The sequence below is a fragment of the Pseudomonas sp. GW822-FHT02E03 genome (genome assembly GCF_058802325.1).
The window spans coordinates 1-16307 of record NZ_JBXAOA010000071.1 but is presented as its reverse complement, the minus strand read 5'-3'; the positions used below and the strand labels follow the sequence as shown (position 1 = coordinate 16307).

The 16307-nt window shown below is 59.1% G+C and carries 17 protein-coding genes; 14 read left to right on the top strand and 3 right to left on the bottom strand.

Annotated features, from left to right (window positions below):
* The first annotated feature begins 106 nt into the window (after positions 1-106).
* The 10 genes from iolD (at position 107) to AC1RQB_RS27160 (ending at position 12182) form a co-directional block, all read left to right on the top strand.
* A complete protein-coding gene (gene iolD, locus AC1RQB_RS27205; RefSeq protein WP_063343273.1) occupies positions 107-2038 on the top strand; it encodes a 3D-(3,5/4)-trihydroxycyclohexane-1,2-dione acylhydrolase (decyclizing) in 1932 nt (643 codons plus the stop codon).
* Positions 2039-2070: 32 nt separating this feature from the next.
* Positions 2071-3096: a bifunctional inositol 2-dehydrogenase/D-chiro-inositol 1-dehydrogenase gene (gene iolG / locus AC1RQB_RS27200; protein WP_063343274.1), complete on the top strand. Its 1026-nt coding sequence runs from the start codon at positions 2071-2073 to the stop codon at positions 3094-3096.
* Between the two features lie 153 nt (positions 3097-3249).
* The gene (locus AC1RQB_RS27195; RefSeq protein WP_063343275.1) at positions 3250-4110 is read left to right on the top strand and encodes a sugar phosphate isomerase/epimerase family protein; all 861 of its coding nucleotides are present in this window, start codon (positions 3250-3252) and stop codon (positions 4108-4110) included.
* Between the two features lie 134 nt (positions 4111-4244).
* Positions 4245-5297: a Gfo/Idh/MocA family protein gene (locus AC1RQB_RS27190; RefSeq protein WP_063343276.1), complete on the top strand. Its 1053-nt coding sequence runs from the start codon at positions 4245-4247 to the stop codon at positions 5295-5297.
* Positions 5298-5664: 367 nt separating this feature from the next.
* The gene (locus tag AC1RQB_RS27185) at positions 5665-6591 is read left to right on the top strand and encodes a sugar ABC transporter substrate-binding protein (RefSeq protein WP_007907891.1); all 927 of its coding nucleotides are present in this window, start codon (positions 5665-5667) and stop codon (positions 6589-6591) included.
* Positions 6592-6660: 69 nt separating this feature from the next.
* Positions 6661-8226, top strand: coding sequence for a sugar ABC transporter ATP-binding protein (locus tag AC1RQB_RS27180; RefSeq protein ID WP_063343946.1), 1566 nt, complete (start codon positions 6661-6663; stop codon positions 8224-8226).
* Positions 8227-8283: 57 nt separating this feature from the next.
* A complete protein-coding gene (locus AC1RQB_RS27175; RefSeq protein ID WP_007907889.1) occupies positions 8284-9306 on the top strand; it encodes an ABC transporter permease in 1023 nt (340 codons plus the stop codon).
* A gap of 328 nt (positions 9307-9634) precedes the next feature.
* Positions 9635-10039 carry a TraR/DksA family transcriptional regulator gene (locus AC1RQB_RS27170; protein ID WP_007907888.1) on the top strand — a complete coding sequence of 135 codons (405 nt, stop codon included), beginning with the start codon at positions 9635-9637 and terminating at the stop codon, positions 10037-10039.
* Between the two features lie 212 nt (positions 10040-10251).
* Positions 10252-11856, top strand: coding sequence for a methyl-accepting chemotaxis protein (locus AC1RQB_RS27165; protein ID WP_063343277.1), 1605 nt, complete (start codon positions 10252-10254; stop codon positions 11854-11856).
* Between the two features lie 122 nt (positions 11857-11978).
* Entirely contained in the window at positions 11979-12182 is a 204-nt protein-coding gene (locus tag AC1RQB_RS27160; RefSeq protein WP_008067703.1) for a hypothetical protein, read from the top strand.
* A gap of 7 nt (positions 12183-12189) precedes the next feature.
* Here AC1RQB_RS27160 and AC1RQB_RS27155 read toward each other — a convergent pair whose 3' ends face one another.
* The 3 genes from AC1RQB_RS27155 to AC1RQB_RS27145 all read right to left on the bottom strand — a co-directional run bounded on the left by AC1RQB_RS27155 (position 12190) and on the right by AC1RQB_RS27145 (position 13216).
* Positions 12190-12429, bottom strand: a complete 240-nt coding sequence (locus AC1RQB_RS27155; protein WP_063343278.1) for a DUF2789 domain-containing protein — start codon at positions 12427-12429, stop codon at positions 12190-12192.
* A gap of 150 nt (positions 12430-12579) precedes the next feature.
* Positions 12580-12810 (bottom strand): hypothetical protein, encoded by a 231-nt coding sequence (locus tag AC1RQB_RS27150; RefSeq protein WP_008067701.1) that lies wholly within the window; start codon positions 12808-12810, stop codon positions 12580-12582.
* 157 nt (positions 12811-12967) lie between these two features.
* On the bottom strand, positions 12968-13216 hold the full coding sequence (locus AC1RQB_RS27145; RefSeq protein ID WP_081235312.1) for a hypothetical protein: 249 nt from the start codon (positions 13214-13216) through the stop codon (positions 12968-12970).
* 410 nt (positions 13217-13626) lie between these two features.
* Here AC1RQB_RS27145 and AC1RQB_RS27140 point away from each other — a divergent pair, with 410 nt between their 5' ends.
* From AC1RQB_RS27140 to AC1RQB_RS27125, 4 genes are all read left to right on the top strand, one after another.
* Positions 13627-14097, top strand: a complete 471-nt coding sequence (locus AC1RQB_RS27140) for a hypothetical protein (protein ID WP_008067697.1) — start codon at positions 13627-13629, stop codon at positions 14095-14097.
* Entirely contained in the window at positions 14097-14300 is a 204-nt protein-coding gene (locus AC1RQB_RS27135) for a hypothetical protein (protein ID WP_063343279.1), read from the top strand. The genes AC1RQB_RS27140 and AC1RQB_RS27135 overlap by 1 nt, the downstream gene beginning before the upstream one ends.
* 119 nt (positions 14301-14419) lie before the next feature.
* Positions 14420-15436 carry an ABC transporter substrate-binding protein gene (locus tag AC1RQB_RS27130; RefSeq protein ID WP_063343280.1) on the top strand — a complete coding sequence of 339 codons (1017 nt, stop codon included), beginning with the start codon at positions 14420-14422 and terminating at the stop codon, positions 15434-15436.
* Positions 15437-15664: 228 nt separating this feature from the next.
* Complete coding sequence (locus AC1RQB_RS27125; RefSeq protein ID WP_063343281.1) at positions 15665-16102, top strand: DUF3995 domain-containing protein; 438 nt, start codon at positions 15665-15667, stop codon at positions 16100-16102.
* The last annotated feature ends 205 nt before the right edge of the window (positions 16103-16307 follow it).

Sequence of the window (16307 nt, the reverse complement as noted above, 5' to 3'; positions counted from 1 at the left end):
CCCCCCCCCCCCCCCCCCCCCCCCCCCCCCCCCCCCCCCCCCCCCCCCCCCCCCCCCCCCCCCCGCTCCCACATTGATCGGATTTGCATACAGAAAAGGTGCAAGCATGACCACAACAAGACTGACCATGGCCCAGGCCCTGGTGAAATTCCTCGATAACCAGTACATCGAGGTCGATGGGGTCCAGAGCAAATTCGTCGCCGGGATCTTTACCATTTTCGGCCACGGCAATGTGCTGGGCCTGGGGCAAGCCCTGGAACAGGACAGCGGCGACCTGATCGTCCATCAGGGCCGTAACGAGCAAGGCATGGCCCACGCCGCCATCGGTTTTGCCAAGCAACACCTGCGGCGCAAGATCTACGCCTGCTCTTCATCCGTAGGGCCGGGGGCGGCGAACATGCTGACCGCTGCCGCGACGGCCACTGCCAACCGCATCCCTTTGCTGCTGTTGCCCGGTGACGTTTATGCGTGTCGCCAACCGGACCCGGTGCTGCAACAGATCGAACAGTTCCACGATCTGAGCATCAGCACCAACGATGCCTTCAAGGCCGTGAGCAAATACTGGGACCGGATCAACCGTCCCGAGCAACTAATGACCGCGGCGATCCACGCCATGCGCGTGCTCACCGACCCCGCCGAAACCGGCGCGGTGACCCTGGCCTTGCCGCAAGACGTGCAGGCCGAGGCGTACGACTATCCCGATTACTTCCTGCAAAAACGCGTACACCGCATCGAACGCCGCCCGGCCACCGAAGCGATGCTGGGCGATGCCGTGGCATTGTTCAAAGGCAAGCACAAGCCGCTGATCATTTGCGGCGGTGGGGTCAAATACTCCGGCGCCAATGCAGCGTTACAGGCGTTCGCCGAGCGCTTCGATATTCCCTTTGCCGAAACCCAGGCCGGCAAGAGCGCGGTGGTGTCCAGCCATCCGCTGAACGTCGGCGGGATCGGCGAAACCGGTTGCCTGGCGGCGAACCTGCTGGCCAAGGACGCTGATTTGATCATCGGTGTCGGCACTCGCTACAGCGATTTCACCACCGCTTCGAAATCCTTGTTCAAGCACCCGGACGTGCAATTTCTCAACCTCAATATCAGCCCTTGCGATGCCCTGAAGCTCGACGGCGTGCAACTGCTGGCGGACGCCAAAACCGGTCTGCAGGCACTGGCCGAAGTACTGGGTGATTACCGCTCGAGCTGGGGCGATCAGCCCCGTCAGGCCAAGACGCAACTGGATGAGGAAGTCGATCGCATTTATCAGGTCGAATACCAGGCCAAAGATTTCGTCCCGGAAATCAACGACCACCTGGACCCGGCGGTGCTGCGCGAATTCATCGAGCTGACCGGTTCCTGCCTGACCCAGAGCCGGGTGCTCGGCGTGCTCAATGAAACCCTGGCCGATGACGCCGTGATCGTCGCCGCCGCTGGCAGTTTGCCCGGTGACCTGCAGCGCAGCTGGCGCAGCAAGGGCGTGAACACCTACCACGTCGAGTACGGTTATTCGTGCATGGGTTACGAGGTGAACGCCGCACTGGGCGTGAAGCTCGCCGAGCCTGAGCGTGAGGTTTATGCACTGGTGGGCGACGGCTCCTACATGATGCTGCACTCGGAGCTGGCGACCTCGATCCAGGAGCGGCGCAAGATCAACGTGGTGCTGCTGGACAACATGACCTTCGGCTGCATCAACAACCTGCAAATGGAACACGGCATGGACAGCTTCGGCACCGAGTTCCGTTTCCGCAATCCGGAAACCGGCAAGCTCGATGGCGGTTTCGTGCCGGTGGATTTCGCCATGAGCGCGGCGGCTTATGGCTGCAAGACATACAAAGTGAACACGGTCGAGCAACTACAAGACGCCCTGGCGGATGCGCGGTTGCAGACGGTGTCGACGCTGATCGATATCAAGGTTTTGCCCAAGACGATGATTCACAAATACCTGTCGTGGTGGCGGGTCGGCGTGGCGCAAGTCTCCACCAGCGCCCGCACCGATGCGGTGGCCAAGACCCTCAACGAACGACTGGCCAAGGCCCGTCAATACTGATTGCCCTGAAACGAACAAACAGGAGTGTTTATATGTCTTTGCTTTCCAATTCGTTGCGGATCGGCGTTATCGGCACCGGGGCCATCGGCCAGGACCACATCCGTCGTTGCAGCCAGACCTTGCTCAACAGCCAGGTCGTCGCGGTCACCGACATCAATTTGCAGCAAGCGGCCAAGGTCGTTTCCGATCTGAAACTGACTGCCGAGGTCTATCCCGACGGTCATGCGCTGATCAAGGCACCGGAAGTCGACGCGATCCTCGTGACTTCCTGGGGCCCGAGCCACGAAGAATTTGTACTGGCAGCGATTGCCGCCGGCAAACCGGTGTTCTGCGAGAAACCGCTGGCGGTCACTGCCGAAGGCTGCCGCAAGATCGTCGAGGCCGAAGTGGCCCACGGCAAGCGGCTGGTGCAGGTCGGTTTCATGCGCCCGTACGATGAAGGGTATCGGGCGTTGAAAGCAGTGATCGACAGTGGCCAGATCGGCGAACCGTTGATGCTGCATTGCGCCCACCGCAACCCGACCGTAGGTGAAAACTACAAGACCGACATGGCGATCACCGACACGCTGATCCATGAGCTGGACGTGTTGCGTTGGTTGCTCGACGACGATTATGTGTCGGTGCAAGTGGTGTTCCCGCGCAAGACCAGCAAGGCCCACGCCCATTTGAAAGACCCGCAGATCGTGCTGCTGGAAACCGCCAAGGGCACGCGCATCGATGTGGAAGTGTTCGTCAATTGCCAGTACGGCTACGACATCCAGTGCGAAGTGGTGGGGGAGACCGGCATCGCCAAACTGCCGGAGCCGTCGCAGGTTCAATTGCGCAGTGGGGCGAAGCTGTCCAATGCAATTTTGATGGACTGGAAGGACCGGTTCATCGCCGCGTACGACGTCGAGTTGCAGGCGTTCATCGATGGCGTACGGGCCGGGCAGGTCGGCGGGCCATCGGCGTGGGATGGTTTCGCGGCAGCGGTGGCGGCGGATGCCTGCATCGAAGCGCAGAGCAGCGGCCAGATCGTAAAAGTCGGCCTGCCAGACCGCCCCCATTTCTACGGCTAACCCCAAATCCCCTGTAACTGATCGTTCCCACGCTCTGCGTGGGAATGCATCCCGTGACGCTCCGCGTCACAAAACGGACGCAGAGCGTCCATGGCGGCGTTCCCACGCAGAGCGTGGGAACGATCAGCGTAAGGTGATGGAGAACAAAAAAACATGCGTATCGCACTTGATCCCTACATGTACCGCAACCTGTCCCTGGGCAAGATGGTCGACAAGGTTGCCGAGCTCGGTTACGAACACATCGAGCTGTCGCCCCGGGAAGACTTCTTGCCGTTCTATAAAGCCCCACGGGTTGATAAGGCGCGGATCAAGGAATTTCGCAAAGCCCTGAGCGACACCGGGGTCAAACTCTCTTCCTTATTACCGATGTACCACTGGGCTGCCGCTGATGAAGGTTTGCGTGTGGCCGCCGTGCGTAACTGGAAGCGCGCGATCCAGATTGCCGTGGAGATGGACTGCGAACTGGTCAACACCGAGTTCACCGGCCAGTCGGACAACCCGCTGGTGTGCGAAAACCAGTTCATGCGCTCCATGGACGAACTGATCCCCGAGTTCGAGCGCGAAGGCATCAAGCTCGATATCCAGGCCCACCCTTATGATTTCTGCGAGCGCAACAATGAGTCGGTAGACATCATTCGCGGTCTGGACCGGGACTGGATCAACTACCTCTACGCCGCGCCGCACACGTTTTTCTATGACGACGGCGTCGGTGATATCGCCTCGATGCTCAAGTACGCCGGCTCGAAACTGAGCCACCTGATCATCGCCGACACCTACAACCACAAGGCTTCCTCGGGCTTGCGCTACATCGTCAACCCGCCGGGCGTCACCGCCACCGTGCACCAGCATCTGGACATCGGCCAGGGCGAGGTCGACTGGGAAGCGTTTTTCAGCACCCTGCGCGAGATCAAGTTCGATGGCATCGCTACCGTCTCGGTATTCGCCTGGGAAGACCGGCCGGACGAGTCCAATCGCATGATGCTCGAACGTGTGACTCGCGAACTCTGCCAATAACCCTGTAGCCGATCGTTCCCACGCTCCGCGTGGGAATGCATCCCGTGACGCTCCGCGTCACAAAGCGGACGCAGAGCGTCCATGGCGGCGTTCCCACGCAGAGCGTGGGAACGATCATAAGAAGGAGTTGATTGATGCGTATCGGACTTGTCGGTTACGGCCATGGCGGCCGGTTTTTCCATGCTCCGCTGATCAGCAGTTTGCCGGCGGCGAGCTTTGTAGGCGTGGTCACCCGTTCCGCCGAGCGCCGACAACTGCTGGCCACGGAACATCCCGGTGTGCCGGCCTTCGACAGCATCGGCCAACTGGTCGAAGCCGGGGTCGATGTGCTGGTGATTTCCACGCCGCTCAAAGGTCGCCCGGCGCTGGTACTCGACGCCATCGAACACGAAGTGGCGGTGGTCAGCGACAAGCCGTTCGCTGCTGATGCGCAACAAGCGCAAACCCTGATCACCATGGCCGAGCGTCAGGGCGTGCAACTGAGCGTCTACCAGAACCGGCGCTGGGACTCGGACTTTCTCACCGTGCGCAAACTCATCGAGTCCGGTGCGCTGGGTCGGGTCACCCGTTTCGAATCGCGGATCGAGCGCTATTCGCCACAGTCGGTGAACAACGGCAGCGGCGGCGGTTTTCTGCGCGATCTGGGCAGTCATCTGGTGGATCAGGCGCTCTTGTTGTTCGGCCCCGTCACCCGTGTGTACGCCGAACTGGATTACCTCGAAAAAGGCCAGCCCTTCGACAACGGCTTCTTTATGTCCCTGACCCATGCCAGTGGCGTGATCTCGCACCTGGGCGGCAGTTGCCTGCAAAACACCCCCGGCCCGCGCTTTCGCGTGACCGGCACCCAGGGCTGCTACAGCGTCGACGGTCTGGACGGGCAAGAGGCGTCGACGCTCGCCGGGCTCACACCGAAATCCGAAGGCGAGCGCTGGGGCGTCGAAGAACACCGGCGCTGGGGCTGGTTCGAGCAGGGCGAGGTGCGTGAGCGGGTGCCGTCCGAGCGTGGCTGCTGGAATCAGTTCTATTTGCAGCTACAAACCGCGTTACAGAGCGGTGGCCCACTGCCGGTCGACGCCCGTGATGCACTGGCGACCACCCGCGTGCTAGACGCTGCGCGGCTCAGCTTCGAGCGCCATCAAGTGGTGGCACTGAGCCCGTTCGAGAGTCATGGAATAAAATCAGAATAAAATTCTAAAATGAGTTGATATAGAAATTATTTTCCAATAAAGTCATTTCCAGGTTGCCGACTATCAACGTCCGATCACGCTCAAGCAGGCCTTGAACGAGTGAAGGACGCACCAAAAACAAGAAACAAAAGCCAGGTACCGTCGATGAAAACCTTCAACTCTGCTTTGCATGCTTTACGTTCCGCGCTACACCTCTCTCGCGACCTGCCTCGCGTCTCGTTTCATTCCTTCTTTCACTTGCTTTGCGTCGAACGCAACGGCGCCCTGGTCTGCTGTATTCCGGGTGCACCGATTGTCCGCTTGCCCGTTCACTGAAATCGTCACGCCTTATCCATAAAACCAACAAGAATGTGGAGAAAGACTTTTCATGAAGACCAAGATCCGTTTCGCCTCGCTGGCCTTGTCCCTGATGTTCGCCAGCGGCGCCGCACTCGCTGATATGAAGATCGGCGTCAGCATGTCGCAGTTCGATGACACCTGGCTGACCTACCTGCGCGAATCCATGGACACCAAAGCCAAGTCCTATCCCGATGGCGTCAAGCTGCAGTTCGAAGACGCGCGCAGCGACGTGGTCAGGCAGTTGAGCCAGGTAGAAAGCTTCATCAGCCAGAAGGTGGACGCCATTGTGGTCAACCCGGTGGATACCGCCGCCACCAAAAAAATCACTGAAGCAGCGGTCAAGGCCGGTATTCCGCTGGTGTACGTCAATCGTCGTCCCGATGACCTGAACCTGCCCAAAGGCGTGGTCACTGTCGCCTCCAACGATCTGGAGGCCGGCCAGATGCAGATGCAGTACCTGGCCGAAAAAATGGGCGGCAAGGGCGACATCGTGATTCTGCTCGGTGATTTGGCCAACAACTCCACCACCAACCGCACCAAGGGCGTCAAAGAGGTGCTGACCAAGTACCCGAACATCAAGATCGAGCAAGAGCAGTCCGGCATCTGGTCGCGGGACAAGGGCATGACCCTGGTCAACGACTGGCTGACCCAGGGCCGCAAATTCGACGCAGTGGTCTCCAACAACGACGAGATGGCGATTGGCGCGGCAATGGCCCTGCAACAGGCTGGCGTCGCCAAAGGCAGTGTGCTGATCGCCGGTGTCGACGGTACGCCCGACGGTTTGAACGCGGTGAAGAAGGGCTCTCTGCTGGTCTCGGTGTTCCAGGACGCCAAGGGGCAGGCGGACGGTTCGATCGACACGGCGGTGAAAATGGCCAAAAACGAACCGGTCGAGCCGGCCGTGTGGGTGCCGTATCGCCTGATCACGCTGCAAAACGTCGACACCTTCAAATAGTCTGTCCGTTCGATAACAACAATAAGCACGCAAGGTTGCAACGCGACCTTGCTGATGGAGTACCTGATCATGTTCGCTTCAGCGACTGCTTCGAGCACCCCGTTAATGGGTGTCCAGCCAACTGCAACACCTGTCGATGAGCCGTACCTGCTGGAGATCATCAACGTCAGCAAGGGTTTTCCCGGTGTGGTGGCCTTGTCCGACGTACAGCTGCGGGTGCGTCCCGGTTCCGTGCTGGCGCTGATGGGCGAGAATGGCGCCGGCAAATCCACCCTGATGAAAATCATTGCCGGCATCTACCAGCCGGACGCCGGCGAGTTGCGCCTGCGGGGCAAACCGGTGGTCTTTGAAACACCACTGGCTGCGCTTCAGGCCGGGATCGCGATGATCCACCAGGAACTCAACCTGATGCCGCACATGAGCATCGCCGAGAACATCTGGATCGGCCGCGAACAGCTCAACGGTCTGCACATGATCGACCATCGCGAGATGCACCGTTGCACCGCCAAACTGCTGGAACGCCTGCGGATCAACCTCGACCCTGAAGAGCTGGTGGGCAACCTGAGCATCGCCGAACGGCAGATGGTCGAGATTGCCAAGGCTGTGTCCTACGATTCCGACATCCTGATCATGGACGAACCGACCTCGGCCATCACCGATAAGGAAGTCGCCCATCTGTTCTCGATCATTGCGGACCTCAAGCGCCAGGGCAAAGGCATCATCTACATCACCCACAAAATGAACGAAGTGTTCAGCATCGCCGATGAAGTGGCGGTGTTCCGTGACGGCGCCTACATCGGCTTGCAGCGGGCCGACAGCATGGACGGCGACAGCCTGATTTCAATGATGGTCGGCCGCGAGCTGAGCCAGTTGTTCCCGGTGCGCGAGAAGCCGATCGGTGATCTGTTGCTGTCGGTTCGCGACCTCAAGCTGGACGGCATTTTCAAGGACGTCTCCTTCGACCTGCATGCCGGGGAGATCCTTGGCATCGCCGGGTTGATGGGTTCAGGGCGGACCAATGTCGCCGAGGCGATTTTCGGCATCACCCCAAGCGACGGTGGCGAAATCCGCCTCGACGGTGAGGTGGTGCGCATCAGCGATCCGCACATGGCGATCGAGAAGGGCTTCGCGCTGTTGACCGAAGATCGCAAGCTCAGCGGCCTGTTCCCGTGCCTGTCGGTGCTGGAAAACATGGAAATGGCAGTCTTGCCCCATTACGTCGGCAACGGCTTCATCCAGCAGAAAGCCTTGCGCGCGTTATGTGAAGACATGTGCAAGAAGCTGCGGGTGAAAACGCCGTCGCTGGAGCAGTGCATCGATACCTTGTCCGGCGGTAATCAGCAGAAGGCCTTGTTGGCGCGCTGGCTGATGACCAATCCGCGCATCCTGATTCTCGACGAGCCGACCCGGGGTATCGATGTCGGTGCCAAGGCCGAGATCTACCGGCTTATCTCCTACCTCGCCAGCGAAGGCATGGCGGTGATCATGATTTCCTCGGAACTGCCGGAAGTACTGGGCATGAGCGACCGGGTCATGGTCATGCACGAGGGCGACCTGATGGGCACTCTCGACCGCAGCGAAGCGACCCAGGAACGGGTAATGCAACTGGCCTCGGGCATGTCCGCGGTTCACTAATGGATGCCGGCGGTGGCCATGGCCGCCGTCGATGACGCAATAGAAGGGTGAGTGGTTATGAACGCGATACTGGAAAACAAGCCTGCAGCGGTACCGGTCAAGAGTCGCCGGCGCTTTCCGACCGAGTTGAGTATCTTCCTGGTGCTGATCGGCATCGGCCTGGTCTTCGAAATGTTCGGCTGGATCGTGCGGGACCAGAGCTTCCTGATGAACTCTCAGCGTCTGGTGCTGATGATCCTGCAAGTGTCGATCATCGGCCTGCTGGCGATCGGGGTGACCCAGGTCATCATCACCACCGGTATCGACCTGTCCTCCGGTTCGGTGCTGGCGCTGTCGGCGATGATTGCCGCCAGCCTGGCCCAGACCTCGGACTTTGCCCGGGCGGTGTTTCCGTCCCTGACTGACTTGCCGGTGTGGATTCCAGTGATCGTCGGGCTCGGGGTGGGATTGCTGGCGGGGGCGATCAACGGCAGCATCATTGCGATCACCGGGATTCCGCCGTTCATTGCCACCCTCGGCATGATGGTCTCGGCCCGGGGCCTGGCGCGCTACTACACCGAAGGTCAGCCGGTGAGCATGCTCTCGGATTCCTACACGGCCATTGGACACGGCGCGATGCCGGTGATCATCTTTCTGGTGGTGGCGGTGATCTTTCACATCGCCCTGCGCTACACCAAGTACGGCAAGTACACCTACGCCATCGGCGGCAACATGCAGGCGGCGCGCACCTCCGGGATCAACGTCAAGCGGCATCTGGTGATCGTCTACAGCATCGCCGGATTGCTTGCAGGCCTGGCCGGGGTGGTGGCGTCGGCACGGGCCGCGACCGGGCAGGCCGGGATGGGCATGTCTTATGAACTGGACGCGATTGCCGCGGCGGTCATCGGCGGCACCAGCCTGGCCGGTGGCGTAGGGCGGATCACCGGCACCGTGATCGGCGCGTTGATCCTCGGGGTCATGGCCAGCGGCTTTACCTTTGTCGGGGTTGATGCTTATATTCAAGACATCATCAAGGGGCTGATTATTGTGGTGGCGGTGGTCATCGACCAATACCGCAACAAGCGCAAACTCAAGCGCTGAAGGCCGGACCAAACGCGAAAATGCGCCACGCCTGACCCGCGTGGCGCAGCCGTTTGTCTTCTATATACAGCCGCTCGACTGAATTTCTTGCTATAAACGCACTCCGATAAGCGCCTCAAAGCCAGCCGTAGCGCACTTTCAGGGCTTTGTCGGACAGATTTGCTGTCTTTTCAGTTGCTGAGGCCTCAAGTCGGCCTTAGACTGCCGCCCCTCGTAAATTGAGTGCCGGGTGGCGCTTGGAATAAACGGCGCCTTTCCAATGAACGCTTCAGGTTCAACGGATCGCTCCCTAATTCGCCTTAATGCACGTTTTTTTATAGAGATATCAATGACAAAGGACAAGTTGCTGGCCATGCCGGCGGATGACTACATGAATGCCGAGCAACATGCTTTTTTCTCTGAGCTGTTGCAGAACATGAAAGTCGAAACCCATGAGCGCATCGAGCAGAATCGCATCGCCATCGAGAGCCTGGACACCCCGGCCGATCCGGCTGACGCGGCTTCCGTCGAAGAAGAGCGCACCTGGCTGGTGAACGCGATCGATCGCGACCAGCGCATGCTGCCTCAGTTGGAACAGGCCCTGGAACGCATCAAGGAAGACAGCTTTGGCTGGTGCGACGACAGCGGCGAGGCCATCGGCCTGAAACGCCTGCTGATCAGCCCGACCACCAAGTACTGCATCGAAGCTCAAGAGCGTCACGAGCAGATCGACAAGCACCAGCGTCAGGCCTGATTCAGTAGCGCCCCCATCGCGGGCAAGCCTCGCTCCTACGGATATGACCTGTAGGAGCGAGGCTTGCCCGCGAAGCTTTTTGTCGCCCAAAAAATTTTCACGCACTTCTATTGATCTGCTTCAACCCCCCACTACTAACGGACCATAGATAATGGCTTTGTAGTGGCGTTTAATGCGATCACAACAACTAGAAGACGCGTGGGGTGACGAAGATGACGAGGGACGGATCTCTGGTTGAGGCAATGCCTGCACCAGCACTTTTGCCGAAAAACCTTTGGCTGACGCCGACCCTGCAAAGCATCGCCCTGATGCTATTGCTGTGCGGCATGGCGTTGGCTGGCTGGTCGCTTTACCTTGGTCTGCCTTTGGCCGTGCTGATTATCTGGCTGCCGCGCCTGCGCTCGCGCACTCTCCCTGACGCAACCCCCGCAGACAGTTCCAGCGCCATCGCCGAATTGACTCGCGATCTTTCCTACACCACCAGTCATAACGCCTTGTCGGCCGCTGGCGTCGCCTATTCGGTCAAGCAACTGGCGGACAAACTGCAATCCCAGCTCAACGCCGCGGCGCAGATTGTCAGCAGCGCTGAAGTGATGATTACCACCGAGCACGCTACGTCGAAACTCAGTCGGGGAGCCTTGAGCGCAGCCAGCGAAGCCCATCAGAGCAGCGCGGCAGGGCGCACGGAATTGGTCGAGTCGATTGCGCGCATGCATCAACTCAGTGAGCGTGCCAGCAGCAGTCGCGAGCTGATCGAAGCGCTGAGCCTGCGCAGCGACGATATCCAGCGGGTCACGCTGGTGATTCAGTCCATCGCCAGCCAGACCAATTTGTTGGCGCTGAACGCGGCCATCGAAGCGGCGCGGGCCGGCGAGCACGGTCGCGGTTTTGCGGTAGTGGCCGATGAGGTTCGCGGGCTGGCCGCGCGCACGGCGACGGCGACCGGTGAAGTCGGGGAGATGGTCGCCGACATTCAGCAACGCACCGCGCAAGTGGTGGAGCAGATTCGTCAACTGGCGAGCGATCTGAATACCGGTGTTGCTCAAGTCGAGCACACCGGGCAGCACCTGGAAAACATTGCGCGCCTGGCCGCCGGGGTCGAAAGGCAGGTCGGGGAAATCGCTCAAGGCGCAGACACCAACCGCGAACAACTCGACAGTCTGTTCCACGCCATCGAACAGATGCGCAGTGATCTGGCGATCAGCGACCAGCAGACTCAGCGGCTAGCCCAGGCTGCGGTGCAGATGGAAGGGCAGGCCGAAACCATCAGCGAACGCCTGGCCGAAGTCGGGCTGGATGACTATCACCAGCGGATTTATGACCTGGCCCGCGAAGGGGCGAGTCAGATTGCTGCACGCTTTGAAGCGGATATCGATCAGGGCCGGATCAGCCTCGATGACCTGTTTGATCGCAGTTACCAGGCGATCCCCAACACCAGCCCGGCCAAATACCAGACCCGTTTCGACCGCTACACCGATCAGGTATTGCCGGCGATTCAGGAACCGTTGCTGCCGCGCCATGAAGGCCTGGTGTTCGCCATCGCCTGCACGCAGCAGGGTTATGTGCCGACCCATAACACCGTGTTCAGCCAGCCGCTGACCGGTGATGTGCAGGTCGATACCCTGCACAACCGCACCAAGCGCAAATTCGCCGACCGCACCGGGATCCGCTGTGGCAGCCATCAGCAGCCCGTGCTGTTGCAGACTTACACCCGCGACACCGGTGAACTGATGCACGACCTCTCGGTGCCGATCATGTTCAAGGGGCGGCATTGGGGTGGTTTGCGCCTGGGTTACAAGCCGCAAAGTCCTCGCTGAGAGTCCCGGCCATTGTTACCGGTTCTGCAACGAAGCTGTGCAGGGCCGTTGCTGTTTCCTCGCGGATGAACTCATTAACATGTCTACATAGTTAGGTCGCTAATGAAATTCGAGAGGGCAGCATGCACAGTAAAGTCGATGTCGCGGTCATGATTGGCAGCGGTGTGCCCGCCAGTTTGCGTGCGATGGGGCAGAGCGTCTGTTGGGTCGTGCTGCTCAACGGTGAGCGCCGGGGGACGGCGTTCTCCAGTCGCAATGAGGCTGAAGAGTGCAGGGCTGCCTGGTTGGCGCAATTGAGTGCCGAAATGCCCGACAGCCTGCATTGAGCCCAGGCTAGTGGATCTGGTGCATGCGCAGGTTCAGGTCGTCGACCACATGCGCCCAATCGGCGTCTTCACGCAGTTGTTCTTTGAGGAAGCCGGCTTGTTGCGGGGTCCAGAACTCGGCGTCGATGAGTTTCTTGTCATCGGCCAAGGGGGAATGACTGGCAATGAAATCGTCGATGGCCTTCTCGCTGGAGTCCAGACCGAGCTGGTCGAACAGGCCTTTCAAATCATGTGTGGGTGAGTCCATCTTCATCTCCTTGCAGATAATTCGTCGCGTCGAGTGCGAGATCCGAGGTGCGGCTTCATTGCAGCTGAGAGGCATCTGAGAGAACCGCGCTTCAGGAGTTCGATAGCGATATTCAAAAGCAGGGATGAGCATAGACTGCAAATCCGATGATCAGGCTTTCAATGCACCTTCATCGACGGCAAGCTTCAGCGCCTTGGCGGCATCCTGGGCGGCAACGGCCGCGACATCCGCGGTCTTGAACCAGCGATCCTTTTCGACCTGATGAGACGTCACAGTGGTCAACGGCGGTTTGGCGCGCATGATAATGACTGCCTGGAATTCGCCTTCGACCTCTCTGGCTTCGCCCCGGATAAAAAATTCACCGATATCAAATTCCGTCACGTAGCAGTCTTCCCTTGGAAATAGTTGTTGTGTTGAACGCCGTCCGCCCTGGGGGCGGGTTTCATTGGTCGGGCAGTATGGCAGTAGTTGCCTGCCGGCGGCTGAGTTAAGTCACCGGTGTGACGAAACGTCTATAGAAGTGAGCGCTGCAGGTGCCTCAACTGCGTGCCTCGAGTAAACGGGCAAGGGCGCAGGCATCGTTATGATTGCCGCGGAAACCTCTTACACGTCCAGTGGATATTTCCCTGATGTGGAAAAAGGCGTTGCCGGCCAATATCACCTGAAAACGTGGGAGCAGACGCTCTTCAGGCAGAAAGTCTTGCGGGTGGAGCATCATCGAATGCAGGGATGACGAACCATTTGTGTGTCGGGCGTGAGGCTGGGCAAAGTGAGTCAGTGTGCACATATGAAGTCCTTTTCGTGGTTTTACCGACGTGTGTACGGTGTTATGGGTAGTCTCGGTGAGCATGGCTGCTCTAGAATCGCCATTGATGGTTGGCGATTGATGCCCATCTAAAGCAATTTTTTACTGGCGATATGTCGGAAAAGTGCTTTTTTTAGAGAGAATTTTCCCTAAAGTTAGTAATCCGGTTTTATCTGGCCGTCAGAAGGGCGTTTTCCTTCAACATCTGACGACCGCCAGGCAAGACGACGTGAGGGATGTTCCAGTAATCTTCTCAAGCCTCACGATGAATGGGCCCTCTGCTCATTCCAGGATTCGACCCGGGTCATTTGGCTACACCTCGGCATTGCCGCTTTTTTCTGCTGTGCGCGTTTCCGGCGTACGGCGTCATTTTCAGATGTGGGGATGTTTCCTTGGCAGTAAGTAATCTCGATATGCATGCTTTGTTCGTACTGGGTGATTTGCGCGCAAAGCTGGTTAAACAGTTTCAGTCACGTTTCGTTTACATCACCGAACAGAACGCTGAAGGCATTTACATTGCCGAGCTCGACACCGAAGCAGCGCTGGTGGTGGATGACAAACCAGGGCTTAAACTCAAGGTCGGCGATCATTTCAGCGCTTCCGTATTGCCCAGTCGCGAAGGCGGCAAGCTGGACATCAAATTCCGCGAAATCAAACTGACGGTGTACGGGCTGGGGGATTACGCGTTCGTGACCACCGCAGACGGCCACGGCATTGTGTTCAAGGAAGGTCATAGCGTGGTGATGGTGTTTGCGGCCCATCAACAATTGCAGGAAGGCCTGACCAAAACCCTGAAAGCCGTGACCGCCAAGGCCGCCAAATGGCGCAAGGGCGAACTGGTGACCTTCAAGGCCAGCGAGTAATGACCCTGACCCGCGCCGACTTCCACGAACAGAACCAGGCCAGTGCGCACACCGAGGCGCAGCGTCTGTTGGCTCAAAAGGCCGTTCTACAGGGAGCCTGGCTGAGTTGGGTGGCGTCACAGATTTACCTGTTGCGTCCGGCGGCGTACGCCAGCATGGTCAGAAGAGAGCTTGCACGCTTGCAGGAACCTTCCGAAAGTTAATCCTCGTCCCTCGAAAGCAGGAACCTCAACTACAGTCAGATGACTGAGTATTCAGAGGCTTGCGGTCTTCTTTGTCAGGCCATCCTGCTATTGCTGTGAACAGCGCGAGGTGCAAAAGCATGAGGGGATTTCGACGGTTACTGGCCGCTACCCTGGCCACGTTCGGTTTATTGGCTTCACCCGTTCCGGTGTTCGCTGCCCAGGCGCCGATCCATTTCGCCGACCTGAACTGGGAAAGCGGCAGCCTGATCACCGATATCCTGCGGATCATCGTCGAGAAGGGCTATGGCTTGCCGACCGATACCTTGCCGGGGACGACCATTACCCTGGAGACCGCGCTGGCCAACAATGACATTCAGGTCATTGGCGAGGAATGGGCCGGTCGCAGTCCGGTCTGGGTCAAGGCTGAGGCCGAGGGCAAAGTCGCTGCCCTGGGCGATACGGTCAAAGGTGCTACCGAGGGCTGGTGGGTGCCGGAGTACGTGATCAAGGGCGACCCGGCCAAGGGCATCAAGCCGATGGCGCCGGATCTGCGCAGTATCAGTGATCTGCCACGCTACAAAGACGTGTTCAAAGACCCGGAAACCCCGGGCAAGGGGCGTTTTCTCAATAGCCCGATCGGCTGGACGTCGGAAGTGGTTAACAAGCAGAAGCTCAAGGCGTATGGGCTGGACGACAGCTACGTGAACTTTCGCAGTGGTTCGGGAGCGGCGCTGGACGCAGAGATCAGTTCGTCGATTCGTCGCGGCAAGCCGGTCCTGTTCTATTACTGGTCGCCGACACCGTTGCTCGGTCGTTTCAAGCTGATTCAGTTGCAAGAGCCACCGTTCGACGCTGAAGCCTGGAAAACCCTGACCGACGCCGACAACCCCAATCCGAAACCGACTCGTTCGCTGCCCTCGAAGCTGTCCATTGGCGTGTCCACGCCATTTCAGAAACAGTACCCGCAAATTGCCGAGTTCTTCACCAAGGTCGATTTACCGATCGAAGCGTTGAACATGGCCTTGGCTGACATGAGCGAAAAACACACCCCGCCACGTCAAGCGGCGGAGGCGTTCATGAAGGCGCACCCGGACGTGTGGCGGGCCTGGGTGCCGAAGGATGTGGCGGATAAAGTTTCTGCCGCCCTGAAATAGAGGGGGCAGAGGACTGGATTGATCCCGGTATTCCTGGCCGACGCGAATCCAGTGTGGGAGCGGGCTTGCTCGCGAAAGCGGTTCGTCAGTCACCTCCAGGCTGGATGTGCCGCCGTCTTCGCGAGCAAGCCCGCTCCCACAAGGGGAACTCCGTCAATGACGAATACCCTTACAAAAACGCGCAAGGAAGTTCATCCTGCTGCAACATTTCACACCGGATGCCTGAATATGAGTCTTTTGGTCGCGCAATGGATTGCTGCAATCTTTTTATTGATCAGCCTGGTCCACCTGTATTGGGCGGCGGGTGGCAAATGGGGCAGCGAGGCGGCGGTGCCGCGCGTGCCCGGGGAGGGCGGTGAGGCATCGAGGCCGGCCTTCAAGCCGTCAGGCTTTGCCACGTTGCTGGTGGCGGTGGGCTTGCTGCTGATCGCGATGCTGGTGTGCCTGCGGGTCGGGCTGTATCTGCCCGCGGTGCATCATTGGTCGCTGCAATGGGTGATCAGCGCGATCGCGCTGCTGATGTTCGCCCGGGCGATCGGCGATTCGAATTTGGTGGGATTCTTCAAGCAGGTCAAGGATTCGAAGTTTGCCCGGCTCGACACATGGGCGTATTCGCCGTTGTGTGTGGTGTTGGGGGCTGGATTGCTGGCAGTCGCCTGGATTTGAGCCGACCGGACTTACTGTGTTGTCTGATCTGTTGCTATCGCGAGCAAGCCCGCTCCCACAGGTTCAGTGCCGGACACAAAATGCATGTACGACATCCGTCACTGTGGGAGCGGGCTTGCCCGCGATGAGCATAGGTATCTACACATCTCTAAAGTCTTCGGCTGGCCACCCAGCCGATGGCTTCTTTAGCGAAACCCGCCAGCTC